The following is a 25,052-nucleotide window of genomic DNA, read 5'->3' as shown; positions in this document are numbered from 1 at the left end:
CTCAGGCGAAGAGGGCGACCGCGCCGCCCACGAGGGCGAGCAGGCCGACCACCGCGCCGACGAGCAGCACCGTCCGCTTGCCCGAGCGCCGGCGCTCCTCGGCCACCGCGTTCTCCGCCACCGTGGTCCGCACCGCGTCGTAGAGCGGGGTCGGGTCGAACGGCTCGATGTCGAGCTTCGGCAACCCCGAGTGCCAGTGCGACACGACGCGTCCCTTCCGAGGAGTGGCTGGTGCTCGTTCGACGATAGGGACGGCTTCGGTGCGGCGCGCGCGATCGACGGGTCGCGACACGAGTCGTGGCCGAAGGGCGGCCGACATCGTGGCCGAACGGACGAGACCCCCGACCGCCGGGGCGGTCGGGGGCCTCGCGGCCTCGGTGGGCTCACCGCTCGCCGATGGCTCCGTCGGCTCGGGTCTGGGCCTGGTCGACCTGGTCGGCGTACTTGCCGCCCGTCATCGAGTCGACGGCGTCGCCGCCGCGCTCGATGGCCTGGTCGCTCAGGGACTCGACCTGGTCCGGGTGCTGCTCGGCCAGCTCGGTGAGCTTCTCCTTGGCGCTGTCGAGAAATCCCACGTGCGACCTCCTTCCGATCGGTGACAGGGCGTGCTCCCGCGGGAGCACCTCCAGTGGACACCCGATCCGGCCGACGCGCCAGCCCCTTTCCCGGCGTCAGGACCCCGCCGCGGCTCTGGAAGAATCCCGCGCATGACCATCCGCCCAGTCGTCATCACCGGCGACCCCGTCCTCCACCGTCGCGCCGAACCCGTCGAGGTGATCGACGACGCCGTCCGCGAGCTGGTGCGGGACATGTACGAGACGATGGACGCCGCCCGCGGTGTCGGGCTCGCCGCGCCGCAGATCGGCGTGGGCCTGCGCATCTTCACCTGGCAGCTGGCGAACGACGACGGCATCCCGCCGCGGGGCGTGGTCATCAACCCCTACCTCGTCGCCGCGAAGCCCGCTGCGGGAGAGCCCGACCCGCACGAGGAGTCCGAAGGCTGCCTGTCCGTACCCGGTGAGTCCTACCCGCTGCGGCGGGGCGAGCAGGCGGTCCTCACCGGGCAGGACCTCCTGGGCAACGAGCTGCGCTACGAGGCCACCGGGTGGTTCGCCCGGATGCTCCAGCACGAGTACGACCACCTCAACGGCTTCCTCTACGTCGACCGCCTGAGCGGCCGCCCCGCCCGCAAGGCGAAGAAGGCGGTCAAGGCCAACGGGTGGGGCGTGCCCGGCCTGTCGTGGATGCCGGGGGAGGACCGCGACCCCTTCGGCCACGACGACGAGACGCCCGACGACGAGCGCGCGGACTGAGGTGGGCAGGCCTCCGGTGGACCCGCTCGAGGACGCCCTCCGGCAGGCGTCCGCACCGGGGTCCGGCCTCGTCGTCGCCGTCGTCGGCCCGACGGCCACCGGCAAGTCCGACCTCGGCGTGGCCCTGGCGCACCGGCTCGGGGGTGAGGTCGTCGGTGCCGACGCCTCCCAGCTCTACCGGGGGATGGACATCGGCACGGCCAAGCTGACGCGCGCCGAACGCGAGGGCGTCCCGCACCACCAGCTCGACGTCCTGGACGTCACCGACGAGGCGACCGTCGCCGGCTACCAGCGGCACGCCCGCGCCGACCTGGCCGGCGTGCTCGAGCGTGGCCGGCTCCCCCTGGTCGTCGGGGGCTCCGGCCTGTACGTGCGGGCCCTGCTCGACCGGCTCGAGATCCCGCCCACCGACCCGGAGGTGCGCCGGCGCCTCGAGGAGCGCGCGGAGACGGAGGGGACGCCGGCGCTGCTCGAGCAGCTGCGGGACCTCGACCCGGAGGCCGCGGCGGCCATCGAACCGAACAACACCCGCCGCGTCGTGCGGGCCCTCGAGGTGGTCGAGCTGACGGGCCGCCCGTTCAGCGCCACCCTGCCGACCCGGGAGTCGGTGCGCCCCACCGTGACCGTGGGGCTGCGCCTGGAGCGCGACGCGCTCGACCGCCGCATCGAGCGCCGCACGCGGACGATGTTCGACGCCGGACTCGTCGAAGAGACCCGCGCCCTCGTGGACCTCGGTCTGCGGGAGGGGCGCACCGCCTCCCGGGCCGTCGGCTACGCCCAGGCGCTCGCCGTCCTCGACGGCACGGCGAGCGTGGACGAGGCGATCGCCGACACCGCCCTGCGCACCCGGCGGCTGGTCCGCCGCCAGGAGTCCTGGTTCGGTGCCGACCCGCGCACCACGTGGGTCGACGCCATCGACCCCCACCTCGCCGACCGGGTGGTCGAGCTCGTCGAGGCGGCGGCCGGCCGGCTGCGCCACGGGGGATGGGACGATGGACCACATGGCTGACCGGCTCGCGTTCACGAAGGGGCACGGGACCGAGAACGACTTCGTCCTCGTGCCCGACCTCGACGGCGCCCTCGGGCTGTCCGCGGGCCGGGCCGCGTGGCTGGCCGACCGGCGGGCGGGCGTGGGCGGCGACGGCGTCATCCGCGTGGTGCCGGCCGAGCTGGCCGACGAGCCCGCCGTGCGCGCCCAGGCCGAGCAGGCCCGGTGGTTCATGGACTACCGCAACGCCGACGGGTCGGCGGCCGAGATGTGCGGCAACGGCACCCGCGTCTTCGCCGAGTACCTCCGCCGCGAGGGTCTCGAGGCCGGCGACGAGTTCGTCATCGCGACGCGGGCCGGGGCCAAGACCGTGCGCCGCGACGGGGACGAGTGGTCGGTGGCCCTCGGGCCGTGGCGGCTGGCCGACGCGCCGACGGCCGAGCGCGACGGCTTCGACGCCCTCGTGCACGTCGGTGGGGGAGACCCGTACTCGGCCCTGTCCGTGGACCTCGGCAACCCGCACACGGTCGTCGCCCTCCCCGAGGAGGTCGAGCTGGACGCCCTCGACCTCACCTCCGCACCGTCCGTGCGCCCCGAGCCGCGGGGCGGCACGAACGTCGAGCTCGTCCGCCCGATGGGTCCCGGCCACATCGCGATGCGCGTCCACGAGCGTGGCGTCGGCGAGACCCGCTCGTGCGGAACCGGGGCCTGCGCGGCGGCCATCGCCACGAGCTTCTGGGCCGGCTCGCTCGACACCGGCTCGACGTGGCTCGTCGACGTGCCCGGCGGCCGGCTCACCGTGCGGCTGCTCGCCGACCACGGCGTCGAGCTGGCCGGTCCGGCCGTGCTCGTGGCCGACGGCTCGGTGCCCTCGGCGCTGCTGCCCGGCTGACCGCTCGCCGCGACAGCGCCGCGACCCGGGGTTACGGTGCCGTGATGGGGACCCCTCGCCGTACCACCGCCGTCCGACCCACCCGCCGCGTCGCGGCCGGCCTCGCGCTGGGGGTCGCCGCGACCCTCGCCGTGGCCTCGCCGAGCGTCGCGAGTGCCGAGCACCACGACCGACCCGGGCACGGTGGCCCGCCACCCGTCGGCCACCAGCTGCCCAAGGTCGCGGTGATGACCGGCTCGGGTGGCGCGGTGGCCAGCGTGGACCCGGTGGCCAGCCAGGTGGGCATCGACGTGCTGAAGGCCGGCGGCAACGCCACCGACGCCGCCGTCGCGACGGCGGCCGCGCTCGGCGTCACCGAGCCCTACTCGACCGGTATCGGGGGTGGTGGCTTCTTCGTCCACTACGACGCGCGCAAGCACCGGGTCGAGACGGTCGACGGGCGCGAGGCCGCCCCGGCGACGTACGACGCGAACCAGTTCCGGGGCCCCGACGGCACGGCGATGGACTTCGACACGGTCGTGAACTCCGGTCAGTCGGTGGGCGCTCCGGGTACGCCGGCCACCTGGGAGCGGGCCGTGGACCGCTGGGGCACGCGCCGGCTGGGTGAGCTGCTGAAGCCGGCGGAGCGCATCGCCCGCAACGGCTTCGTCGTCGACCAGACCTTCCACCAGCAGACGCTCGACAACGCGGAGCGGTTCTCGACCTTCCCCGAGACGGCGCGCGTCTTCCTCCCCGGAGGCACGGCCCCCGCCGTGGGGTCGGTCTTCCGCAACCCCGACATGGCGCGCGCCTTCCGCGAGCTGCGGACGCACGGTGCCGACGCGCTCTACGAGGGTCGCATCGGCCGCGACCTCGTCGCCGAGGTCCGCAACCCGACGACGGCGCCCGGGAAGAGCGTCCTGAAGGGCGAGCTGACCACGCGCGACCTCGCCCGCTACCGGGTCCTGGACAAGGCGCCCGTGCACTCGCGGTACCGGGGCAAGGACGTCTACGGGATGCCGGTGCCGAGCAGCGGCGGCATCGGCCTGGGGGAGATCCTCAACCTCGTCGAGGCCTACGAGGAGCGCACCGGCAAGGACACCTCGGACGTCGGGCAGGTGCAGTACCTCCACCGCTTCTCCGAGGCCTCCGCGACGGCCTTCGCCGACCGCAACCGGTACGTCGGCGACGTCCGCGGCGTCCCCACGAAGGAGCTCCTCTCGCAGGGCTTCGCCGACGAGCGGGCCTGCCTCTTCTCCGGCGCCGCCGCGATGCCGCGGCCCGTGCCCTTCGGCAGCCCTGACGGCCGCTACACCGACTGCGCGCCGGGCACGCCGTCGGGCATCCTGCCGCACGACGGCACGTCGACGACCCACCTCTCGGTCGTCGACCGCTGGGGCAACGCGGTGGCCTACACGTCCACCATCGAGCAGACCGGCGGCTCGGGCATCACCGTCCCGGGGTGGGGGTTCATCCTCAACAACGAGCTCACCGACTTCGACTTCGTCCCGGTGACCCCCGGTGTGCCCGACCCGAACCTGCCCGGTCCGTCCAAGCGCCCGCGCTCCTCGATGACCCCGACCATCGTCCTCGACCACGGGCGCCTGGACGTCGTCGCCGGCAGCCCGGGTGGTGCCTCGATCATCACGACCGTCTCCCAGATCCTCCTCGGCCACTACGAGCGGGGCCTGTCGATCGGTGACGCCCTCGCCGCACCGCGGCTCTCGAGCCGCAACGGCAGCAGCGAGCAGGCCGAGCCGGCCATCGCCGACGGTGCCGTCGGGGCCGGGCTCCGCGCCCTCGGGCACCAGCTGGCCTCGACCCCCGAGATCGGCGCCGCGACGGCCATCGACGTCGGACGGCACGGTGAGCTGACCGCAGCGGCGGAGCCCACGCGGCGTGGTGGAGGGTCCGCGATGGTGGTGCGGCCCCGACGCTGACGTCGCGGACGACGGACCGGACTAAGTCTGGTCCACTACCGTGAGGTCATGAGCGCACGGCCGACCCCACCCCCGCGCGACCCGCGCACGGCCTCGACGGTCAACGTGCACGAGGCCAAGACCCACCTCTCCCGGCTGCTCGAACGGGTGGAGGCCGGCGAGCGCATCACCATCGCGCGCAACGGCCGGCCGGTCGCCGAGCTCGTCGCGCCACGCCCACAGGGCATCACCCTCGGCCTCGGCAAGGGGAAGATCTTCTACGACCCGGACACCTTCGACGAGCCCGACGAGGAGCTCACCCGGTTGATGACCGAGGGGCCGATCTGATGCTCCTCGACTCACATGTCGCCCTCGCGGCGCTGAGGGACGAGTCCCGCCTCGGTGCCCGCACGCGCACGCGCCTCCAGAGCGACACCGTGTTCGTGTCCGCCGCGAGCGCCTGGGAGCTCACCATCAAGGTTCGGACAGGACGACTCGAGTTCACCGAACCGCTCGGGCAGATGTTGGCGGAGTCCGGCTTCCGCCACCTCCCGGTTCTCGTCGAGCACGGGCTGCGGATCGGGGAGGTCGAGGGCCTCCCGCACGGGGACCCCTTCGACCGGCTGCTGCTCACGCAGGCCCACGTCGAGGGCGTCGACTTCCTCACCTGGGACCGGCAGATCCTCGCGGCGGGGCTGCCGTTCGTCAGGGACGCGCGGGAGTGACCTCGAGCACCCGGAAGCCGCGGACCGACGTGAGGCGCCGGCAGGGCATCCCGAGATCGGCCTCGACCCACCGCTGGAGGCTGTCCGAGCCGAGGTTCTTCTGGACGACGAGGTACGCCGCGCCCCCCGGTGCCAGCCGCGGCAGCCAGGTACGGAGCAGGTCGTGCAGGACCGCCTTGCCCACCCGGATGGGCGGGTTGGACCAGATGAGGTCGAAGCGGACGTCGTCGGGGACCGACTCCGCCGTCCCGGCGCGGACGCCGTCGAGCCCCAGCGAGGCGGCGTTGCGACGGCAGAGGTCGAGCGCCCGCTCGTTGACGTCGACGGCGTGCACCGTCGCGGCGGGCGCGAGCATCCCGAGGGTGAGGGCCACCGGCCCCCAGCCGCAGCCGAGGTCGAGGAAGGTGCCCTCCGGGGGCGGCGACGGCGCCTCCTCGAGAAGGACGCGCGTCCCCTTGTCGAGGCTGCCCGGGGAGAACACGCCGCCGGCCACCTCGACCTCGACGGTGAGGCCGGCGAGCCGCACCCGCAGGGGGCGGCGCTCGCCGTCGCTCGCGGGGGCGGCGGTGAAGTAGTGGTCGTGGTCGCTCATGGCGGGGCCCACGGTAGCGGCGCCTCGGAAGAATGCGGTCGCCGCCGGGCGTTGACCGATGAGACCCTAGGGAGCACATGACTACCGACAACATCCTCTCCGGGCGGGCCGAGGCGCTCGCCGACACCGACACCCACGACGACGCCGGCTTCGTGCTGGACGATGACGCGCTGACCTTCGACGGCGAGCAGCTCGACCGCGAGGAGCGCGCCGCGCTCCGCCGTGTCGCCGGGCTCTCCACCGAGCTCGAGGACGTCACCGAGGTCGAGTACCGCCAGCTGCGCCTCGAGCGCGTGGTGCTCGCCGCCGTGTGGTCCGAGGGCACCCTGGTCGATGCCGAGAACTCGCTGCGCGAGCTGTCCGCGCTCGCCGAGACGGCCGGCTCGGAGGTGCTCGCGGGCGTCATCCAGCGCCGCGCCAACCCCGACCCCGCCACCTACCTCGGCAAGGGCAAGGCCGCCGAGCTGCGCGACGTCGTCATCGCCGAGGGCGCCGACACCGTCGTCTGCGACACCGAGCTCGCGCCGAGCCAGCGCCGCGCGCTCGAGGACGTCGTCAAGGTCAAGGTCATCGACCGCACCGCGCTGATCCTCGACATCTTCGCGCAGCACGCCAAGAGCCGGGAGGGCAAGGCCCAGGTCGAGCTCGCCCAGCTCCAGTATCTCCTCCCGCGGCTGCGCGGCTGGGGTGACTCGATGTCCCGCCAGGCCGGTGGCCAGGCCGCGGGCGGCCAGGGCATGGGCTCGCGCGGACCGGGTGAGACCAAGATCGAGCTGGACCGGCGCCGCATCAACAGCCGGATGGCCAAGCTGCGCCGCGAGATCAAGGACATGAAGACCACCCGCGACACCAAGCGCGGTGGGCGCAGGGCCAACCGCGTGCCCAGCGTGGCGATCGCGGGGTACACGAACGCCGGCAAGTCCAGCCTGCTCAACCGGCTCACCGGCGCCGGCGTCCTCGTCGAGAACCAGCTGTTCGCGACCCTCGACCCCACCGTGCGCCGGGCCGAGACCCCGGACGGGCGCCTCTACACGCTCGCCGACACGGTCGGGTTCGTCCGTCAGCTGCCGCACCAGCTCGTCGAGGCCTTCCGCTCCACGCTCGAGGAGGTCGCCGACGCCGACCTGCTGCTGCACGTCGTCGACGGCTCGCACCCCGACCCCGAGGGGCAGATCTCCGCGGTGCGCGCGGTCCTCGCCGACGTCGACGCCACCGACGTGCGCGAGGTCATCGTCGTCAACAAGGCCGACCTCGCCGACCCCGAGGTCCTGGACCGGCTCCGGCGCCACGAGAAGCACTCGATCGTGGTGTCCGCCCGCACCGGCGCCGGCCTCGACGAGCTGCAGGCGCTGATCGCCGACGAGCTCCCCCAGCCCGATGTCGACGTCGACGTGCTCGTGCCCTACGACCGCGGCGACCTCGTGAGCCGGGTCCACGAGACCGGCGAGGTCCTCAGCAGCGAGCACGTCGCCGAGGGCACGCGCCTGACCGCCCGGGTCGACGCCGAGCTGGCCGAGCACCTCGCGCCCTTCGGGGCCTGACGCGGGGGCGCCTCGCGTGGCTATGCTCGCGAGATGCTGCCCGACTCCGTCGCCCGGTTCATCGACGCGGAGGTCGCCGCCTCCGAGACCGACTTCTCGGACCTGCGAGCGGTCGTCCTCAACGGGACGCTGAAGCGCAGCCCCGAGCCCAGCCACACCGACGGCCTGCTCGCCGTGACGCGGCGGGTGCTCGAGGGCGTCGGCGCCCGCGTCGACGTCGTCCGGCTCGTCGACCACGTGATCCCGCCGGGGGTCCAGCCGGACATGCGCGAGCACGGCTGGGAGCGTGACGACTTCCCCGACCTCTACCGCGAGCTCGTCGAGCCGGCGGACATCCTGATCCTCGCCACGCCGATCTGGCTGGGAGACCAGTCCTCGCTGACCCGCCTCGCGATCGAGCGGCTGTACGGGTGGTCGGGGGACCTCAACGCCGCGGGCCAGTGGTCGTACTACGGCAAGGTCGGTGGCGTCGTCATCACGGGTAACGAGGACGGCGGCAAGCACTGCGCCGCGCAGATGCTCTACGCCCTGTCCCACATCGGCTTCACGATCCCGCCCCAGGTCGACGCCTACTGGAACGGCGAGGCCGGCCCCGGGCCCTCCTACCTCGACGACGACCGAGGGGCCCAGAACCACTGGACGACCCGCAACACCGTGTTCGCGGCCTGGAACATGCTCCACACGGCGCGCCGGCTCAAGGACGCGGGCGGCGTCCCGGCCCACGGGAACGTCACGACGAACTGGGACCTGTCCCAGGCCGACCACCCGAACCCCGAGTACCGCTGAGCTCCCGGCCCCTGTTGCGAACTGGTCGCAATAGGGTGGAGGGGTGACCGCGCCCCGGACTCTCACGACCCAGCGCCTCGTCCTGCGCCCGCTGACGGCCGCAGACCACGACCTGTGGGTCCGGCTGCACACCGACCCGGCGCAGTACCCGTTCGCCCCGTGGGCGGTCAGCGACACCACCCGGGCGGAACGGCTGCTCGCGGCGGCACTGACGCACTGGGACGAGCACGGGTTCGGGTACGGCGTCGTCGAGGACCGCACCTCGGGCGAGGTGCTCGGGGTGGGCGGGGTCATCCACGGTCGCGACCACGAGAACCTCAACCTCTACTACCGGTTCGACGTGCCGCACCAGGGCCGCGGGCTGGGCCCCGAGCTGGCGCGTGCGGTCACCGCCGACGCCCTCGAGCACGGCCCGCGGCTGCCCCTGACGGCCAGCGCGCGCCCGGACCACCGCGCCTCGATCCGCACCGCCGAGCGCTCGGGGTTCACCCTCGCGGGGGCCGCGGAGGCCGGCGTCGAGCTGCCGGGCGTGCCGACGGCCGTGGTCGAGCGGGCCCGGGCGGGCGACCCCGACGACGTGCCCGGACCGGTCGTGCTCGTGGCGCCGCGCGTCGAGGTGCACCGCGAGCCGTTCGACCGGGCTACCCGGGAGGCCGTGCTCGACCTGTGGTGCGCGACCAACGACGCCGGGGGAGCGGTCGGGTTCCTGCCCGGCGCCGCCCGCGAGAGGGTCGGGGCCGCGCTCTCCGCGCACGAGGAGCAGATGGCCGCCGGGAGCGCCGTCGCGGTCCTCCTGAGGGACCCGCACGGTGCCGTGGTCGCTGCGGCCTGGTGGGCGTCGTCGTCGAACCCCCTTCTCGGGCACCGACGCACGGCGTACCGCGTGATGACCGACCCGGAGCGGCGTGGTGACAACCTCGGGCGTCTCCTCATGGCCGCGATGCACCGGGTCGCGCGTGAGGACGGTGTCGACGTGGCCGAGCTGACCGTCCGTGGAGGCACGGGCACGGAGGACTTCTACACGGGCCTCGGGTACGTCGTCGTCGGACGCCTGCCCGACGGCATCCGGGTGGCCGACGACGACCGTCGCGACGACATCTGGATGGCCCGCCGGCTCGACGGGCGGCCGGTGCTCAGCTGAGGCCGACGATGCGCCCGTCCTCGTCGACGTCGATGTGCTCGCTCGCCGGCACCTTGGGCAGGCCCGGCATCGTCATGATGTCGCCGGTCACCATGACGACGAACCCGGCGCCGGCCGCCAGCCGCACCTCGCGCACGTGCACGGTGTGGTCGATGGGCGCGCCCCGCAGGGTGGGGTCGGTGGAGAAGGAGCTCTGGGTCTTGGCCATGCAGACCGGCAGGTGCCCGAAGCCCTCCGCCTCGATGGCCGCGAGCCGCTTGGCCGCCTTGGCGTCGAAGGTGACACCAGCCGCGCCGTAGACGCGGGTGGCGACGGCCTCGGCCTTCTCGGCGAGGGAGAGCTCGTCGGGGTAGACGAGCTCCATCTCGCCGGGGCTGTTCTCGATGGCGTCGAGCACGCCGCGGGCGAGGTCCTGGGCGCCGGCCCCGCCGTCGGAGTAGTGGGTCGCCTCGAAGGCGCGGAAGCCCTCCTCCTCGACGAGCCGCAGCAGGGCCGCGACCTCGGCGTCGGTGTCGGTGGGGAAGCGGTTGAGGGCCACGACCCCCGGGAGGCCGTACACGTCGCGGACGTTGCGCAGGTGCCGGCGCAGGTTGCTCATCCCGGCGGTGAGGGCCTCGACCGACTCCTGCTTGAGGTCGGCGACGGCCATCCCGCCGTGGTACTTCAGCGCCCGGACGGTGGCCACGACCACCACCGCGGACGGGCGCAGCCCCGAGGTGCGGCACTTGATGTCGATGAACTTCTCGGCGCCGAGGTCGGCCCCGAAGCCGGCCTCGGTGACGACGTAGTCGGCGAGCTTGAGCGCGGTGCGGGTGGCCATCACCGAGTTGCAGCCGTGGGCGATGTTGGCGAACGGGCCGCCGTGGATCATCGCGGGCGTGTGCTCGAGGGTCTGGACGAGGTTGGGGGCCAACGCATCCCGCAGGATGACGGTCATCGCGCCGTGCGCCTTGAGGTCGCGTGCGGTGACCGGCTGCTTGTCGCGCGTGTAGCCGACGACGACGTTGCCGAGCCGCTCCTTGAGGTCCTTGATCGAGGTGGCGAGGCACAGGATGGCCATCACCTCGGACGCGACGACGATGTCGAAGCCGTCCTCGCGCGGGATGCCGTTGGCGACACCCCCGAGGCCGACGACGACATCGCGCAGCGCGCGGTCGTTGAGGTCGACGACGCGCTTCCAGGTGATGGTGCGCGGGTCGATGCCGAGGGCGTTGCCGTGGTGGATGTGGTTGTCGAGGATCGCCGACAGGAGGTTGTTGGCCGCCGCGATGGCCGCGAAGTCGCCGGTGAAGTTGAGGTTGATGTCGGTCATCGGGACGACCTGGGCGTAGCCGCCGCCGGCCGCGCCGCCCTTGATGCCGAAGACCGGGCCCATCGACGGCTCGCGCAGGGCCACCATCGCCTTCTCGCCGAGCGAGGCGAGGGCGTCGGCGAGGCCCACCGAGGTCGTGGTCTTGCCCTCGCCGGCCGGCGTGGGGGAGATGGCGGTGACCAGGACCAGGCGGCCCTCCGGGCGCTCGGCGAGAGAGCGGACGTACTCGAGCGAGACCTTCGCCTTCGTGTGGCCGTAGGGCACGAGCGCGGCGGGGTCGATGCCGAGCTTCTCGTGGGCCAGCTCGGCGATCGGCGTCAGCTCGGCGGCCTCGGCGATCTCGATGTCTGCGGGGACGGTGCGGGTCTGCGCGCTCGTGGTCACGCCCGCCATCGTGACACCCGCGGCGTGCTGCGGACAAGAGAACACGGCGCGCAAAACGCAACGTGACGCACCATGCGCAACATGCGGCCGATGGTGTGGGCGGCCTGGGGACGGCACCCCGGCGGGTCGGACCGGAGCGCCTAGGCTGCACCGGTGCCCTCCCTCGACGACCTGCTCCACGCCGCCGTCACCGGGGTCGGGGGCACCGAGCGCCCCGGTCAGGTCGAGATGGCGCGGGCCGTCGCGCACGCCGTCGACTCCGGCGAGCACCTCCTCGTCCAGGCCGGGACGGGCACCGGCAAGTCGCTGGCCTACCTCGTTCCCGCGGTGCAGCACGCGATGGACACCGGGAAGACCGCGATCGTCGCGACCGCCACCCTCGCCCTCCAGGCCCAGATCGTCGACCGCGACATGCCCCGGCTCGCGGAGGCACTGGAGCCGGTGCTCGGCCGGCGCCCGACGTACGCCCTCGTCAAGGGGCGGCGCAACTACGTCTGCCTGCACAAGCTCGAGGGTGGCTTCCCCGACGACGACGCCGACACCCTGATGTCGGTCGGTGACGTCGACCGCGCCGCCTCGCGCCTCGGCGCCGAGGTGGTCCGGTTGCGCGAGTGGGCCGAGCGCACCGAGTCCGGGGACCGCGACGAGCTCGTGCCCGGCGTCTCCGAGCGGGCGTGGCGGCAGGTGTCGGTCAGCGCCGAGGAGTGCCTCGGCTCGCGCTGCCCGATGGTGGCCGAGTGCTTCGTCGAGCGCTCGCGCGAGGCCGCGAAGGATGTCGACGTCGTCGTCACCAACCACTCGTTCATGGCCATCGACGCCTTCGAGGGGCGCCAGATGCTCCCCGAGCACGACGTGCTCGTGGTCGACGAGGGCCACGAGCTCGTCGACCGCGTCACCTCGACGATCACCGACGAGCTCACGCCGGGCACGGTGCGGGCGGCATCGAAGCGTGCCGGCCGGCAGTCCGACGCCGCCGAGGCGCTCGACGACGCCGCCACCCTCCTCGAGTCGGTTCTCGAGCCGATGCCCGAGGCGCGGCTGACCGGCATCCCCGACGCGCTCGCCGTGGCTCTCGGGCGCATCCGTGACGTCGCGCGCGCCGCGCAGACCGAGCTCAAGCCGCAGCAGGGCGAGGAGCCGGACGGGGCCAAGCAGGTCGCCCGGGCGGCCGTCGAGGACCTCTTCGAGACCGCGGCGCGGATGCTCGAGGAGCGCGAGCTCGACGTCGTGTGGCTCTCCAAGGACCCCCGCCGCGGGCCGGTGCTGCGCGTGGCGCCGATGAGCGTCGCGATGCTGGTGCGCGACAAGGTGTTCGACGAGCGCACCGTCGTCATCACCTCCGCGACCCTCGAGCTCGGCGGCTCGTTCGACGCGGTGGCCGGCACCATCGGGCTGCGGGGCGAGGGGTCGCCGGCGTGGCGCGGCCTCGACGTCGGGAGCCCGTTCGACTACCCGAAGCAGGGCATCGCCTACGTCGCGAAGCACCTGCCACCGCCGGGAGGGGACGGCGCCGCGCCGCAGACCCTCGACGAGATCGAGGCCCTCGTGCGGGCCGCCGGCGGTCGCACCCTCGGGCTGTTCTCGTCGATGCGGGCCGCCAAGGAGGCCACCGAGGTCATGCGGGAACGGTTGGAGGACACCGACATCGTCATCCTCTGCCAGGGCGAGGACCAGATCTCGACGCTCGTGCGCGAGTTCGCCAAGGACCCGCGCACCTGCCTCTTCGGGACGCTGTCGCTGTGGCAGGGGGTCGACGTCCCGGGCTCGTCGTGCCAGCTGGTCATCGTCGACCGGATCCCGTTCCCGCGGCCCGACGACCCGCTCGCGTCCGCCCGGTCCCAGGCCATCGCGCGGATGGGCGGCAACGGGTTCATGGCCGTCTCCGCCACCCACGCGGCCCTGCGGCTGGCCCAGGGCGCCGGCCGCCTCATCCGGCGCGGCGACGACCGCGGTGTCGTCGCCTTCCTCGACTCCCGGATGATGACCGCCCGCTACGCCGGCTTCCTCCAGCGCTCGCTGCCGCCGTTCTGGCCCACCGCCGACCGGGCCATGGTGCTCGCCGCGCTCGCCCGGCTCGACGAGATCGCCCCGCCCGTGCTGCCCGTCGCCGAGCCCGCGCTGCGCGGGCTCACCGGTGCCGTCGCCGGGACGTCGATGGCCGTCGCCACCCCCGCGACGTCCACCACGCCCTCGGCCGTCGAGCGGCCGGTCGCCGAGGACCCGCCGCCGCCCGCGTCACCGCGCACGGCCGTCACCCACGGCCACGCGTGGACCGCCGAGCTCGACGAGGAGCTGCGCGACGGCGTCGAGCTGGGCCTCTCGCTCGAGGAGCTCGTCGAGTCGATGGAGCTGCCGCGCGAGGCCGTCGAGGCCCGGCTCACCGGGCTCGGGCTCGAGGCCGGTCGAGGCCCGACGCTGACCTTCGACTGACGCACGAGCCTGCTCCGTCCGGGTCGGTGGTGGGTGGCAGAGTGAGGCCATGACCGAGGACGTCGTCGCCGTGGCCCATCGCGTGCCCCCGTACGTCCTCGTGTCCGGGCCCGAGGGGGTGCTCGCCGAGCGTGCGCTCGCCGCGACCCTCGACGAGCTGCGGGTCACCAGCCCCGACCTCGAGGTCATCCGGGTGTACGCGGGTGCCTACGAGCCGGGCGAGATCGTCCTGCACACCAGCCCGTCGCTCTTCGGCGGCGCCAAGTGCGTCGTCGTCCACGACCTCGACGAGGCGGGGGAGGACCTGCAGACCGACCTGCTGGCGGTGCTCGCCGGCCCGGCGGAGCCCGACCTCACCCTCGTCGTCCTCCACAAGAGCGGCCAGCGCGGCAAGAAGGTCCTCGACGCGCTGCGGGGTTCCGGGGCCCGCGTGCTCGACGCCCCGGCGATCAAGACCGACCGCGACAAGAGCGACTTCGCCGCCCACGAGTTCCGTCGGGCCCGCCGCAAGGCCACCGCCGAGGCCGTGCACGCGCTCGTCGAGGCCGTCGGCAAGGACGTCCGCGAGCTCGCGGCCGCCTGCCGGCAGCTCGTCGACGACACGACGGGCCTCATCGACGAGCAGGTCGTGCTCACCTACCACGGGGGCAAGGTCGAGGCCACGGGCTTCCGCGTCGCCGACGCCGCGCTGGCCGGGGACGCGGGGGAGGCGTTGCGGCTGCTGCGGCACGCCATCGCGGTCGGGGTCGACCCCGTCCCGATCGTCGCGGTGCTGGCCCAGCAGGTGCGCCAGCTCGTCAAGGTCGGGTCCGCCGGGCGGGGCCGCTCCGCCGACATCGCCCGCGACGTCGGGATGGCGCCGTGGCAGGTCGACCGCGCCCGGCGCACGCTCTCGGGCTGGAGCGCCGAGGGCCTGGCCACCTGCCTCCAGGCGCTCGCCGCCGCCGACGCCGAGGTCAAGGGCGGCGGACGGGACCCCGTCTTCGCCGTCGAGCGGGTCGTCCTCACGATGACCCGCCAGCACGAACGCCACCGGGAGGACTGAGGCCGGGGTCCATCGCGGCGGACGCGCCCCGCGTTTTGGCCGGTGATGCCCCCGCTGGTACCTTTGTCGACTGCGTGCGCGTGTGGTCGCGCGCGCACGAGCACCACCCAGCGCGAGTCAACCACGGGTGCCCCACGCCCGGTCCCGACCCGCGTCTGCCGCCCTCTAACGGCAAACCGATCCCGACCGAAGGCAGTTCATCCAGTGGCGAACATCAAGTCCCAGCTCAAGCGCATCAAGACCAACCGCAGCGCCACCGAGCGCAACAAGGCGGTCCGGTCCGAGTTCAAGACGGCCATCCGCCGGTTCCGCGAGGCCGCGGCCGCCGGTGACGCCGACGCGACCGCGAAGGCGCTGAAGGCCGCGTCGACCAAGCTCGACAAGGCCGTGAGCAAGGGTGTCATCCACAAGAACCAGGCCGCGAACAAGAAGTCCGCGATGGCCAAGAAGGCCGCTCAGCTCTGAGCCGAGCAGCCTCGCACCGAGGGCCCGTCATCCCCACCGGGGTGACGGGCCCTCGTGCGTCCGGTCCGGGCGCCGGAGCCGCCGGGGTCAGCCGAGCGCGAGCCGCGTGAGGCCGGCGAGGTCCCCGTTGAACCAGTCCTGGTCGAGCGGGGTGTCGGTGTACTGCCAGAACGTGTAGTAGCCCCACCCGGCGGGGAGGGTGCCCACCGTCGTGTTGTAGCGGGCCACCCACAGGGGGTTGGTCGCCCCGAACGCGCTGCTGTTGCCGGTGCACTGGGTCCACCAGCTGGTCGTCGTGTAGATCACCGCGTCCCGGCCGGTGCGGGCCTTGTAGCGGCTGGTGAAGTCGCGGATCCACGAGACCATCCCGGCCTGGCTCAGCCCGTAGCAGGTGGCGCCGTACGGGTTGTACTCGATGTCGAGGACGCCGGGCAGGGTCTTCCCGTCCGCGCTCCACCCGCCGCCGTGGCCGACGAACCAGTCCGCCTGGGCGGTGCCGGAGGAGCTGTCCGGGAGGGCGAAGTGGTAGGCCCCGCGGATCATCCCGACGCCGTAGGAGCCGTTGTACTGCTGGGCGAAGTAGGCGTTCTGGTAGGTCGTGCCCTCGGTGGCCTTGACGTAGGCGAACTTCTTGCCCTGCGACCAGTACGAGGCCCAGTCGACGTTGCCCTGCCACTTCGAGACGTCGATGCCCGGCGTCTGGGTCACGGCGACACGGCTCCCGGCGGCCGTGCTGTCGTTCGCGCGGGTGCGTTCGCGCCCGGCCGACCAGCCCATGAAGGCGTCGCCGACCTGCTGGATGCCCGCGGCCCGGGCGGTCGGGACGGGCTCGGGTGCCGGACGGGCCTGTGCCGGGGCGGTGCTGACGAGCGAGGCGGCGGCGACGGCGCCGGAGGCCAGGACGGACAGGGCGGTGCGCCGTGCGGTGCGCAGGGTCGACATGGGTTCTCCTGGGTCGGGCGAGTGCCGGGGCGCTCCGACGCTAGGACCGGCACGGTGAGGAGAGGATCAGGGGACGGTAAGAAGTTCCCTCTGAATGGGCAACGATTGTGAAAAAGTTGCAGCCTCAGGAGGCGGCGCGCACGGCGGCGGCGACCCGGTCGAACCGCTCTCGGGGGAGGACGGCCCCCTCGCGGCGGACCCGGTCCGGCGCGACCCGGATGATCCGGTTGACCCGCACCTCGCTCGGGCGGCCGCGGGAGTCCCAGGCGCCGGACCCGATGTCGACCCAGAGCCTCCCGGCCGCGCGCTCCTGGCCGGCGTCGCGGTCGTGGTCCTGGCTCGTCAGCTGGAGGGCGAGCAGCCACGGGCCGTCGCGGCCGACGAGGAGGACGGGGCGGTCCTTGCCCTGGCGGTGGTCCTCCTCGTAGGGCACCCACGTCCAGACGATCTCGCCCGGGTCGGGGTGGCCGTCCGGGTTCGGGGAGTACTCCGGCTCGAGCGGGCCGTCGTAGTCGCCGGGGTAGGTCCCGGACGATGTGTCCCGCGGTTGCGGATGCGGTCGCTCTGCCGCGCCGCCGGGGACGCGGGCGGGCCGCCGGCTCCGTGACGTGACGCGGGACAGCTCGCGCACGGCGGTGTCGAGGACCGGCCGGAGGATGCGCTGCCACTGCATGGGCCCGACCCTAGCCACCCGCGTCGTCCCAGGCAGGGCGCGGATCCTGGCCGGTGACGGGGATGCATCCGCGTCGCGGGACGATTTCCCGGTCATCACCGTGATGGCGCGGAAGCTCGCGGGCCATCGGTCCGTCGCACCCGCCGATCGCGTTCGGCCCGGTCGGCCGGACGTGGGAGACTGGGGCACAGTGCCCTGACCGCCGTTCACCCGGCGGCACCGCCCCCACAGCAAGGAACCGCCCACTCGTGTCACCCCGCGCCAGCACCGTGCTGCAGCCGCACGCGACGCCGCCGGAGGCGATCCGCAACTTCTGCATCATCGCCCACATCGACCACGGCAAGTCCACGCTCGCCGACCGGATGCTCCAGATCACCGGTGTCGTCGACGACCGGGCGATGCGCGCGCAGTACCTCGACCGGATGGACATCGAGCGCGAGCGCGGCATCACCATCAAGTCCCAGGCCGTCCGCATGCCGTGGGAGGTCGCGGGCGCGAGCCACGTCCTCAACATGATCGACACCCCGGGCCACGTCGACTTCACCTACGAGGTCTCCCGCAGCCTCGCCGCGTGCGAGGGCGCCGTACTCCTCGTCGACGCCGCGCAGGGCATCGAGGCCCAGACCCTCGCGAACCTCTACCTCGCGATGGAGAACGACCTCACGATCATCCCGGTGCTCAACAAGATCGACCTCCCGGCCGCGCAGCCCGAGAAGTACGCCGAGGAGCTCGCCGGCCTCATCGGCTGCGAGCCCGAGGACTGCTTCCAGGTATCCGGCAAGACCGGTGTGGGCGTCGAGCCGCTCCTCGACGCGATCGTCGCCCAGATCCCCTCGCCGACCGGGAACGCGGATGCCCCCGCCCGCGCGATGATCTTCGACTCGGTCTACGACACCTACCGCGGCGTGGTCACCTACGTCCGGGTGGTCGACGGCAACCTCAACCCGCGCGAGCGCATCGTCATGATGTCGACCAAGGCGCACCACGAACTGCTCGAGATCGGCGTCATCAGCCCGGAACCGGTGCCCGGCAAGGGTCTCGGCGTCGGTGAGGTCGGCTACCTCATCACCGGCGTCAAGGACGTGCGCCAGTCCAAGGTCGGCGACACCGTGACCAACGCGGCCAAGCCGGCCACCGACGCGCTCGGTGGCTACCGCGACCCCAAGCCGATGGTCTTCTCCGGCCTGTTCCCGCTCGACGGCTCGGACTACCCGGACCTGCGGGAGGCGCTCGACAAGCTCAAGCTCAACGACGCCGCCCTCGTCTACGAGCCCGAGACCTCCGTCGCGCTCGGCTTCGGCTTCCGCTGCGGCTTCCTCGGCCTGCTGCACCTCGAGATCGTCCGCGAGCGCCTCGAGCGCGAGTTCGACCTCGAGCTCATCTCCACCCAGCCCAACGTGGTCTACGACGTGACGATGGACGACGGCACCGAGGTGGTCGTCACCAACCCCAGCGAGTTCCCCGGCGGCAAGATTGCCGAGGTCCGCGAGCCCAAGGTGCGCACCACCGTCCTCGCGCCGAGCGAGTTCATCGGCGCCATCATGGAGCTCTGCCAGGGCAAGCGCGGCACGCTCCTCGGGATGGACTACCTCTCCGAGGAGCGCGTCGAGATGCGCTACACGCTGCCGCTCGCCGAGGTCGTCTTCGACTTCTTCGACCAGCTGAAGTCGCGCACCCGCGGCTACGCCAGCCTCGACTACGAGCCCGACGGCGACCAGGTCGCCGACCTCGTCAAGGTCGACATCCTGCTCCAGGGCGAGACGGTCGATGCGTTCTCGGCGATCGTCCACAAGGACAAGGCCTACGGCTACGGCCTGATGATGGCCGGCAAGCTCAAGGAGCTCATCCCGCGCCAGCAGTTCGAGGTGCCGATCCAGGCCGCCGTCGGCGCCCGGGTCATCGCCCGCGAGAACATCCGCGCCATCCGCAAGGACGTCCTCGCCAAGTGCTACGGCGGCGACATCAGCCGCAAGCGCAAGCTCCTCGAGAAGCAGAAGGCCGGCAAGAAGCGGATGAAGAACATCGGGTCGGTCGAGGTGCCGCCGGAGGCCTTCATCGCCGCGCTGACCTCCGACGGGGCGGGCGCACAGGCCACCAAGAAGTGACGGCGCCCGCGGGCTCCGGCTTCCTGGCCGGCCACCGGCGGGCCCTGCTCGTCCCCTCCGCCGCCCTGCTCTGGGGCACCCAGTTCGCCTTCCTCAACCCGGCGATCGGGATCATCCTCGTCTCGCTGTACGGCGCGTCCGCGGCCGAGGTGGGTGTGGCGCTGGCCGCCTACAACGTCAGCGGGTTCGTCTCGACGCTCGTGGTGCCGACCCGGGCCGACCGGCGCGGCGACTACCTGAAGCCGCTGCTCTGGTGCGGCGGCTTCACGATCGCGCTCACCACCGCCCTGGCCCTCGCGACGACGCTGCCGCTGGCCGTGCTCGCCCTCGTCGCCCTCGGCGGCCCGGCCGGCATCGCCATCGGCCTGCTGTTCGCCTACCAGCGGCACACGGGCGCGAGCGTGCAGCAGATCATGCGCACCCGGGCGGTCTTCTCCTTCGCGTGGGTCGGCGGCCCGCCCTTCGCGGCCTTCCTCATGGGGGTGCTCGGGCAGCGCTCGGTGCTCTGGGTGGTCGCCGCGCTCGGCGTCCTGGGGCTGGCCCTGACCCGCGTGATGATGCACGCGCACGCCACCTCGCCGCACGCCCGGCGTCCGCCCCCGACCGGAGACCCGATGGGGGCCACGTTGCGCCGGCCCGAGGTGCTCGTCCTCCTCGCGACGTTCGTGACCCTCGGTGCGGCGCTCAACGCCGCCGTCTCGTCGCTGCCGCTGCTCGTCACCGACGAGCTGGGGCTCGACCTCGAGTGGAGCGGCATCGCGCTCGGCACCTGTGCGGCCCTGGAGATCCCCATCCTCGTGCTGCTCGGGCGCATCACGGCCCGCTTCGGGCCGCGGCGGGTCGTGGCCGCGGGCTGCGTCGCCGGGCTCGGCTACTACGCGCTGATGGTGCTCGTGCCCTCGCCCGTGGTCCTCGTCGCGGCCCAGCTGCCGAACGCGGTCTTCATCGCGACGATGTCCGGCGTCGGGCTGACGCTGTTCCAGGACGTCATCGGCCGCCCCGGCCTGGCGTCGAGCCTGTTCATGAACACCACGCGCGTGGGCGCCATCGTCGCCGGCCCGGTCATCGCGGTCGGTGGGACGAGCAGCCTGGGGTACGGCGGCGTCTTCCTCGGGTGCGGTGTCCTGGTCCTCCTCGGCCTCGCCGTGCTCGTCGGGGCGTGGTGGCGGACCACGCGGACCACCCGGACCACGCGCACGGCGCGCACCGCCCTCCCGGGCTAGGCGGCCCGGGTCCCGACGTCGGTGCCGCGGACGGGGTCGGCCCAGTCGAGGGGGAGGTTCGCGAACCAGTCCGGGGCGAAGGCGTCCGGGCGGCTCATGAGGACAACGAGCAGCACGGCCCCGAGCACGGCGAGCAGCGCCACGCCGACCCGCCGGTCGGTGCCGACCCGCAGGGCCACGGGGATACCCGCGCCGACGGCCACGAGGACGACCAGCGTGTGCACCACCTCGCTGCCGAGCGATGCGGTGAGCAGCGGCGTGCCGTAGACGACGAGCGCGAGGACGATGAACGGCAGGACGGCATCGACGAGCCCGCGCCGGGGCAGCGGCAGGCGCCCGGGCGCCAGCGCGCGGGCGCTCGCCACGAGGAGCGGCGCCGCGAGGAGCGCGGCCCCGACGACCTGCGTCCCGTGGACCCCGAGGATCGCGCTGCCGTACGACCCGGGGCCCCCGAGGAGGAGCCAGCCGAGGACCGCGGTGCCGGCCAGGCCGAACCCGAGGCCGCGCAGTGCGGCCCGTGGCGCGGTGCCCGCGCGGCTCACCGCGAGGACGAGGAGGAGCAGCACGAGCGTCACGGCCACGGCACCGGTGGCCGACCCGCGGGGCTCGAGCACCAGGGAGGTCGGGGTGGGCGCCGGGAGGTAGCGGTCGACCGTCGTCACGCCGCCGTGGGGGAGGGCGACCACGCCCGGCCGGGTGGGGGTCGCGGTGCGACCCAGCGCCGTCGCCACCCCGAGCGTGGCGCCCATCACGGTCGTCTCGACGACGGCCAGCCGCCACCAGGTCCCGGCCGAGCCCCGCTGGAGCGCGGGGATGCTCCAGCGACGATGGATGCCCCCGAGCCCGACGAGGACCACGAGGAGGGCGACCTTGGCCACGACGAGCGCACCGTAGGCGGAGCGCCAGGCGGGTGCGTCGGCCCCGAGCCGCCACCACGCGGCCAGCAGGCCGGTGACCGTGACGACGACCACCGCCGCGAGCGCGAGCGAGGAGAAGCGCGCGACGGCCCCGGGCAGTGCGGGGGAGCGACCGAGCATCCCGAGCCCGACCAGGCCGCCGACCCAGAGCACGGCACCGAGCACGTGGACGGTGGTGCCGACGCTCACGGCGACGTGCAGCTCGGCGGTCGCGACGTGGCCGGTGAGGGAGGTCGGCAGCGTCGCGACGAGGGCCGTCCCGAGCAGGAGCAGGTGCTCCCCGGGGCCGCGCGCGACGCGGGTCCCGGAGGCCACGAGGGCGGCGAGCACCGCGGTGGACATCAGCGCGCGCCCTCCTCCGAGGCTGGGGACGAAGGCCCAGACCCGCCCCGAGGTGAGGGCGCTCCCGAGCGGGACGGCGAGGGCCTCGGCGCCGGCGGCGACCATCGCGAGCAGTGTGGCGCCCACCCAGACCCAGGCGGCGACGCGGACGGCACGCAGGACCCGGGCCGGCACCGCGCCGGCCCCGACCAGCCAGGCGGGCACGAGCAGCCCGCCGACCACCACCACCGCGGCCACCCGCGAGGCGAGGCGCGCACCGGAGGCGGCCAGCGCCGTCCCGGCTCCGGCCTCAGGGAGCCCCGTGACGACCGGAAGGTCGCGGGCGGTGGCCACGGTCACCGCGACGAGCGCGACGGCGGCGCCGAGCACGGCGGCACCGACGGCGAGCCGGCCGACGTCGGTGCGGTCGATCCGCAGCGAGGGAGCGCTCATCGGGCACCCCCGGGGTCGGGGGCCGGCCGGCGGCGCGCCACCCAGCGGGGGAGGGCGAGGGCGAGCACGAGGAGCAGGGCGAAGGCGGCCCACCCCGTGAACGGTCCGCCCTCGGAGGCGGCGTCCGTGCCGGCCGACTCCGTGGCCGCCAGCGCCGTGGCGGCGACGTCGTCGGTCGGGGTGGCGGCCGTGGTGGGGACGGCGGAGCGCGGTGCGACCGCCGCGCCCGACGAGGAGGAGGCGGAGGGGGCGGGCGACGGTGCGGCGACGGCGCGGGCGGCCACCGTGAAGGTGAGCACGCCCTCGACGGGGTGCCCGTCGTCGGCGACGACGCGCCAGGCCAGGCGGTGACGTCCGGCGGCGGTGCCCTTCGGGAGGCGGAAGGTCACCGAGGCCCCTCGGACCGAGGGACGGGCCAGCTCGACGCGGCCCTCGGGGCCGGTGAGCACGGCCGCGGCGGTGCCCTTCAGCACCGGGTCGGCGAAGTGCAGCCGGACGGGGGCGGACAGGCTGCTCACCGTGCCGCCCTCTCCCGGGGTGCTGCCCTCGAGCCCGGTGTGCGCGGAGGCCACCCCGGCGCCGCCGAGCAGGCCCGCGAGCGTGAGCAGGAGGACGCCGAGCAGGCGCCGGCCGGCGGTCACGACGTCCCTCCGACCCGGTCGAGCGGCCAGACCGTGGCGAGCACCCGGCCCTGGAGGTCGGCCAGCCGCACCGGCCCGAAGGTGCGGGAGTCCAGGGCCTCCTGTCGGTGGTCGGCGAGGACGAGGACGTGACCCTCGGGCACCACACCCATCTCGGTGTAGACCGAGTCGACATCCCCGGGGTCCACCCACGGCTCGTGCACCGCGACGCCGTCGACGGTCAGCACGCCGTCGAGGATCGACACGTCGTCACCCGCGACCCCCGCGACCCGCTTGACGAGCAGCGTGCCGTCGGTGGGCGAGGTGAGGACGACGACGTCTCCGCGGTGGTAGCCGGTGAGGCGCGGGCCGACGTGGTCGACGAGCACGTGCGAGCCGGCGGCGAGCGTCGGCGCCATGCTGCCGCTCGGCACCTCGACGGGTTCGAGCACGAACAGCCGGACACCGACGAGGAGGAGCGCCGCGACGAGCACGATGTCCACCACCCGGCCGCGCCGCCGCACGCGAGGGGCGGCGGCACGGACCGGTGGGGCGGTGAGGGTCACCGCCGTCACCAGGCCGGGTCGCCCGTGATGGGGTCGCACTCGGGGTCGTGGTCGGGGTCGCCCACGCTGAACTGCATCATCATGTCGTGGTCCTCGTGGACCAGGTTGTGGCAGTGCATCATGTAGCGGCCGCGGGGGGCCGCCCAGCCCTCGCCGGCGGAGGGGCCGGCGAAGCGCATCGCCACGCGCACGGTCTCGTTCTCGCCGACGTAGACGACGTCCTTGGCGCCCTTCTCGAAGGGGCGCACCAGCGAGGCCTTGCCGTTGCGGGAGAGCACCTGGAAGTCGACGAGGTGGATGTGCACCGGGTGGAACCAGCCACCCGAGGTGTTCGCGAGCTCCCAGATCTCCACCGCACCGAGGTCCATCTCGGCCATGCAGTGCGTGTAGTTGCTGTCGACCACGTTCTGCCACGTCTCGCCGTTGATCGTCCAGTGGCCGTTCGTGCGGACGAAGGCGAACCGGCGCTGCGTCACGCCCTGGGCGAGCAGGCCCTGCTCGGTCCAGGTCATGCACTCCGGCATCTCGATCGCCGAGTTCCACAGCGTCGGGATGGAGTTGTTCTCGGTGCTCTGGATCGAGCTCTCGGGACCGACGACGAACTGCATCGCGTACTTCACGCTCGCGTAGGCGACGTTGTTCTTCGGCGGGATGTTGTTGAGCGTCAGCTTGGCCGCTGCCTGACCGGGCTTCTGCGCGTAGGGCGCGAAGTCGATGATCACCTCGTAGCGTTCGGCCATGCCGTGCCGGAGCTTGGAGACGACCTGGGGCTGCGGCATGAGGCCGGCGTCGGTGCCGATGACCGTCATCGGGACGGCGCTGGTGCCGTCGTGCAGCTGCCACTCGTACGAGCGTGAGACGGAGGCGTTGAGGATGCGGAACCGGTACTTGCGCGGCTCGACCTGCATCGCCGGCCACGGCACCCCGTTGACGAGGACGATGTCGCCGTACACGCCCGACTCGCCGTTGTCGTCGTAGATGAGGCCGCCGCTCGTGTCGAGCATCGCGTCCTTGACGATGACCGGCACGTCGTAGGCGCCCTGGGGGATGCCGAGGCCGGTCTCCACGTCGTCGTGGAGGATGTACATGCCGGCGAGCCCGTTGTACGCGTTCTGGGACGTGTGGTGCACGCCGTGGTCGTGGTACCAGAGGGTGCGGGCGTCCTGCGAGTTCGGGTAGATGTACCGCTTCCGCAGCCCGGGGAGGGTGACGTCGGAGGCGTAGCCGTCGTACTGGGGGAGCGAGGCCGAGCCGTGCAGGTGGGTGGAGGTCCACCGGTCCATCGGGTCGTCCGAGTACTTGGCGGGCACCTTCGCGTTCGGCGCGCCGGCCGGCGGCTGGTGCAGCCGGTTGGTCTGGTTGACGACGATCGGCTCGCCGCGCCGGGCGACGATGGTCGGCCCGGGGGTGATGCCGTTGTACCCGAAGATCGGGGTCTTGTAGCCCGGCATGATCGACGCGATCGAGAAGGTCTGTGCGACGTCGTAGCGGGTGTAGGTGCGGATCACCCCGTCACCCGTCGTCACGTCCTCGGTCCCCGTCGATGCGAGCACCGGCGGGACCCTGAACGGGAGGGTGAACGGCTTGGCCATCTTGCTCGCCGGCATCCGGTTCACCACCGTGGCGCCGAACACCGACCGTTCGAGCGGGAGCGCAGCGAGCGCTCCTCCTGCAACACCGAGCTTCAGCGCATCACGACGCGTGAGTCCCATGGATCGTC

24 protein-coding genes are annotated in these 25,052 nt (G+C 73.4%); 14 read left to right on the top strand and 10 right to left on the bottom strand.

The window, feature by feature from the left end:
- Position 1: 1 nt before the first annotated feature.
- On the bottom strand, positions 2–205 hold the full coding sequence (locus tag ACQZ2A_RS17495) for a hypothetical protein (protein WP_430213665.1): 204 nt from the start codon (positions 203–205) through the stop codon (positions 2–4).
- Between the two features lie 178 nt (positions 206–383).
- On the bottom strand, positions 384–575 hold the full coding sequence (locus ACQZ2A_RS17490) for an antitoxin (RefSeq protein WP_430213664.1): 192 nt from the start codon (positions 573–575) through the stop codon (positions 384–386).
- Positions 576–707: 132 nt separating this feature from the next.
- Between ACQZ2A_RS17490 and def the strand changes: the two genes are divergently transcribed.
- From def to ACQZ2A_RS17460, 6 genes are read left to right on the top strand one after another with little or no spacing between them, the layout of a single operon-like run.
- Positions 708–1,313, top strand: coding sequence for a peptide deformylase (gene def / locus ACQZ2A_RS17485; RefSeq protein ID WP_430213663.1), 606 nt, complete (start codon positions 708–710; stop codon positions 1,311–1,313).
- A gap of 16 nt (positions 1,314–1,329) precedes the next feature.
- Positions 1,330–2,322, top strand: coding sequence for a tRNA (adenosine(37)-N6)-dimethylallyltransferase MiaA (gene miaA / locus ACQZ2A_RS17480; RefSeq protein ID WP_430213662.1), 993 nt, complete (start codon positions 1,330–1,332; stop codon positions 2,320–2,322).
- Entirely contained in the window at positions 2,315–3,193 is an 879-nt protein-coding gene (dapF, locus tag ACQZ2A_RS17475; protein ID WP_430213661.1) for a diaminopimelate epimerase, read from the top strand. Before miaA ends, dapF begins: the two co-directional genes overlap by 8 nt.
- A gap of 44 nt (positions 3,194–3,237) precedes the next feature.
- Positions 3,238–5,112 carry a gamma-glutamyltransferase gene (gene ggt, locus ACQZ2A_RS17470; protein ID WP_430213660.1) on the top strand — a complete coding sequence of 625 codons (1,875 nt, stop codon included), beginning with the start codon at positions 3,238–3,240 and terminating at the stop codon, positions 5,110–5,112.
- A 48-nt stretch (positions 5,113–5,160) separates the two neighbouring features.
- Positions 5,161–5,439: a type II toxin-antitoxin system Phd/YefM family antitoxin gene (locus ACQZ2A_RS17465; RefSeq protein WP_430213659.1), complete on the top strand. Its 279-nt coding sequence runs from the start codon at positions 5,161–5,163 to the stop codon at positions 5,437–5,439.
- Positions 5,439–5,816 carry a type II toxin-antitoxin system VapC family toxin gene (locus ACQZ2A_RS17460; RefSeq protein WP_430213658.1) on the top strand — a complete coding sequence of 126 codons (378 nt, stop codon included), beginning with the start codon at positions 5,439–5,441 and terminating at the stop codon, positions 5,814–5,816. Before ACQZ2A_RS17465 ends, ACQZ2A_RS17460 begins: the two co-directional genes overlap by 1 nt.
- Here the strand turns inward: ACQZ2A_RS17460 and ACQZ2A_RS17455 are convergent.
- Positions 5,797–6,408 carry a class I SAM-dependent methyltransferase gene (locus ACQZ2A_RS17455; RefSeq protein WP_430213657.1) on the bottom strand — a complete coding sequence of 204 codons (612 nt, stop codon included), beginning with the start codon at positions 6,406–6,408 and terminating at the stop codon, positions 5,797–5,799. The two genes, ACQZ2A_RS17460 and ACQZ2A_RS17455, sit on opposite strands and share 20 nt — an antisense overlap.
- Before the next feature lie 77 nt (positions 6,409–6,485).
- On the opposite strand from ACQZ2A_RS17455, the gene hflX reads away from it, so the two are divergent.
- Genes hflX through ACQZ2A_RS17440 form a run of 3 tightly spaced genes read left to right on the top strand, consistent with a single transcriptional unit; the run spans position 6,486 to position 9,876 of the window.
- Positions 6,486–7,949: a GTPase HflX gene (gene hflX, locus ACQZ2A_RS17450; RefSeq protein WP_430213656.1), complete on the top strand. Its 1,464-nt coding sequence runs from the start codon at positions 6,486–6,488 to the stop codon at positions 7,947–7,949.
- A gap of 33 nt (positions 7,950–7,982) precedes the next feature.
- Positions 7,983–8,735 carry a flavodoxin family protein gene (locus ACQZ2A_RS17445; protein ID WP_430213655.1) on the top strand — a complete coding sequence of 251 codons (753 nt, stop codon included), beginning with the start codon at positions 7,983–7,985 and terminating at the stop codon, positions 8,733–8,735.
- A gap of 43 nt (positions 8,736–8,778) precedes the next feature.
- The gene (locus tag ACQZ2A_RS17440) at positions 8,779–9,876 is read left to right on the top strand and encodes a GNAT family N-acetyltransferase (RefSeq protein WP_430213654.1); all 1,098 of its coding nucleotides are present in this window, start codon (positions 8,779–8,781) and stop codon (positions 9,874–9,876) included.
- On the opposite strand, the gene ACQZ2A_RS17435 is transcribed toward ACQZ2A_RS17440, so the two are convergent.
- Positions 9,869–11,572 carry a formate--tetrahydrofolate ligase gene (locus ACQZ2A_RS17435; RefSeq protein ID WP_430213653.1) on the bottom strand — a complete coding sequence of 568 codons (1,704 nt, stop codon included), beginning with the start codon at positions 11,570–11,572 and terminating at the stop codon, positions 9,869–9,871. The two genes, ACQZ2A_RS17440 and ACQZ2A_RS17435, sit on opposite strands and share 8 nt — an antisense overlap.
- 153 nt (positions 11,573–11,725) lie before the next feature.
- Between ACQZ2A_RS17435 and ACQZ2A_RS17430 the strand changes: the two genes are divergently transcribed.
- The 3 genes from ACQZ2A_RS17430 to rpsT all read left to right on the top strand — a co-directional run bounded on the left by ACQZ2A_RS17430 (position 11,726) and on the right by rpsT (position 15,512).
- Entirely contained in the window at positions 11,726–14,002 is a 2,277-nt protein-coding gene (locus ACQZ2A_RS17430) for an ATP-dependent DNA helicase (RefSeq protein ID WP_430213651.1), read from the top strand.
- A 49-nt stretch (positions 14,003–14,051) separates the two neighbouring features.
- Entirely contained in the window at positions 14,052–15,047 is a 996-nt protein-coding gene (gene holA, locus ACQZ2A_RS17425; protein WP_430213650.1) for a DNA polymerase III subunit delta, read from the top strand.
- Between the two features lie 204 nt (positions 15,048–15,251).
- Positions 15,252–15,512 (top strand): 30S ribosomal protein S20, encoded by a 261-nt coding sequence (gene rpsT, locus ACQZ2A_RS17420; RefSeq protein ID WP_430213649.1) that lies wholly within the window; start codon positions 15,252–15,254, stop codon positions 15,510–15,512.
- An 87-nt stretch (positions 15,513–15,599) separates the two neighbouring features.
- Here the strand turns inward: rpsT and ACQZ2A_RS17415 are convergent, their stop codons facing one another.
- Together ACQZ2A_RS17415 and ACQZ2A_RS17410 are read right to left on the bottom strand one after the other, a co-directional pair.
- Positions 15,600–16,454: a lysozyme gene (locus ACQZ2A_RS17415; protein WP_430213647.1), complete on the bottom strand. Its 855-nt coding sequence runs from the start codon at positions 16,452–16,454 to the stop codon at positions 15,600–15,602.
- A gap of 124 nt (positions 16,455–16,578) precedes the next feature.
- Positions 16,579–17,127 carry a type II toxin-antitoxin system PemK/MazF family toxin gene (locus tag ACQZ2A_RS17410; protein WP_430213646.1) on the bottom strand — a complete coding sequence of 183 codons (549 nt, stop codon included), beginning with the start codon at positions 17,125–17,127 and terminating at the stop codon, positions 16,579–16,581.
- Between the two features lie 248 nt (positions 17,128–17,375).
- On the opposite strand from ACQZ2A_RS17410, the gene lepA reads away from it, so the two are divergent.
- Together lepA and ACQZ2A_RS17400 are read left to right on the top strand one after the other, a co-directional pair.
- Entirely contained in the window at positions 17,376–19,232 is a 1,857-nt protein-coding gene (lepA, locus tag ACQZ2A_RS17405; protein ID WP_430213644.1) for a translation elongation factor 4, read from the top strand.
- A complete protein-coding gene (locus ACQZ2A_RS17400) occupies positions 19,229–20,455 on the top strand; it encodes an MFS transporter (protein WP_430213642.1) in 1,227 nt (408 codons plus the stop codon). The genes lepA and ACQZ2A_RS17400 overlap by 4 nt, the downstream gene beginning before the upstream one ends.
- Here the strand turns inward: ACQZ2A_RS17400 and ACQZ2A_RS17395 are convergent.
- From ACQZ2A_RS17395 to ACQZ2A_RS17380, 4 genes are read right to left on the bottom strand one after another with little or no spacing between them, the layout of a single operon-like run.
- The gene (locus ACQZ2A_RS17395; protein WP_430213640.1) at positions 20,452–22,146 is read right to left on the bottom strand and encodes a CopD family protein; all 1,695 of its coding nucleotides are present in this window, start codon (positions 22,144–22,146) and stop codon (positions 20,452–20,454) included. The two genes, ACQZ2A_RS17400 and ACQZ2A_RS17395, sit on opposite strands and share 4 nt — an antisense overlap.
- Entirely contained in the window at positions 22,143–22,787 is a 645-nt protein-coding gene (locus ACQZ2A_RS17390) for a copper resistance CopC family protein (RefSeq protein ID WP_430213639.1), read from the bottom strand. Before ACQZ2A_RS17390 ends, ACQZ2A_RS17395 begins: the two co-directional genes overlap by 4 nt.
- On the bottom strand, positions 22,784–23,332 hold the full coding sequence (gene lepB / locus ACQZ2A_RS17385; protein WP_430213638.1) for a signal peptidase I: 549 nt from the start codon (positions 23,330–23,332) through the stop codon (positions 22,784–22,786). Before lepB ends, ACQZ2A_RS17390 begins: the two co-directional genes overlap by 4 nt.
- Positions 23,333–23,337: 5 nt before the next feature.
- Entirely contained in the window at positions 23,338–25,044 is a 1,707-nt protein-coding gene (locus ACQZ2A_RS17380) for a multicopper oxidase family protein (protein WP_430213636.1), read from the bottom strand.
- Positions 25,045–25,052: the final 8 nt, after the last annotated feature.

Source organism: Phycicoccus avicenniae (assembly GCF_050496545.1).
GTDB lineage: Bacteria > Actinomycetota > Actinomycetes > Actinomycetales > Dermatophilaceae > Phycicoccus > Phycicoccus avicenniae_A.
Note: the sequence above shows the minus strand (reverse complement) of the source record. Positions and strands in the feature narration are given on the sequence as shown.

What these genes read in the sequence shown, in the direction of transcription:
- holA (WP_430213650.1), top strand. Translation starts at nt 14,052, where the DNA reads ATGACCGAGGACGTCGTCGCCGTGGCCCATCGCGTGCCCCCGTACGTC.
- hflX (WP_430213656.1), top strand. Translation starts at nt 6,486, where the DNA reads ATGACTACCGACAACATCCTCTCCGGGCGGGCCGAGGCGCTCGCCGAC.
- ACQZ2A_RS17445 (WP_430213655.1), top strand. Translation starts at nt 7,983, where the DNA reads ATGCTGCCCGACTCCGTCGCCCGGTTCATCGACGCGGAGGTCGCCGCC.
- ACQZ2A_RS17415 (WP_430213647.1), bottom strand. Translation starts at nt 16,454, where the DNA reads ATGTCGACCCTGCGCACCGCACGGCGCACCGCCCTGTCCGTCCTGGCC.
- ggt (WP_430213660.1), top strand. Translation starts at nt 3,238, where the DNA reads ATGGGGACCCCTCGCCGTACCACCGCCGTCCGACCCACCCGCCGCGTC.
- dapF (WP_430213661.1), top strand. Translation starts at nt 2,315, where the DNA reads ATGGCTGACCGGCTCGCGTTCACGAAGGGGCACGGGACCGAGAACGAC.
- ACQZ2A_RS17410 (WP_430213646.1), bottom strand. Translation starts at nt 17,127, where the DNA reads ATGCAGTGGCAGCGCATCCTCCGGCCGGTCCTCGACACCGCCGTGCGC.
- ACQZ2A_RS17380 (WP_430213636.1), bottom strand. Translation starts at nt 25,044, where the DNA reads ATGGGACTCACGCGTCGTGATGCGCTGAAGCTCGGTGTTGCAGGAGGA.
- ACQZ2A_RS17460 (WP_430213658.1), top strand. Translation starts at nt 5,439, where the DNA reads ATGCTCCTCGACTCACATGTCGCCCTCGCGGCGCTGAGGGACGAGTCC.
- ACQZ2A_RS17395 (WP_430213640.1), bottom strand. Translation starts at nt 22,146, where the DNA reads ATGAGCGCTCCCTCGCTGCGGATCGACCGCACCGACGTCGGCCGGCTC.
- ACQZ2A_RS17465 (WP_430213659.1), top strand. Translation starts at nt 5,161, where the DNA reads ATGAGCGCACGGCCGACCCCACCCCCGCGCGACCCGCGCACGGCCTCG.
- def (WP_430213663.1), top strand. Translation starts at nt 708, where the DNA reads ATGACCATCCGCCCAGTCGTCATCACCGGCGACCCCGTCCTCCACCGT.
- ACQZ2A_RS17455 (WP_430213657.1), bottom strand. Translation starts at nt 6,408, where the DNA reads ATGAGCGACCACGACCACTACTTCACCGCCGCCCCCGCGAGCGACGGC.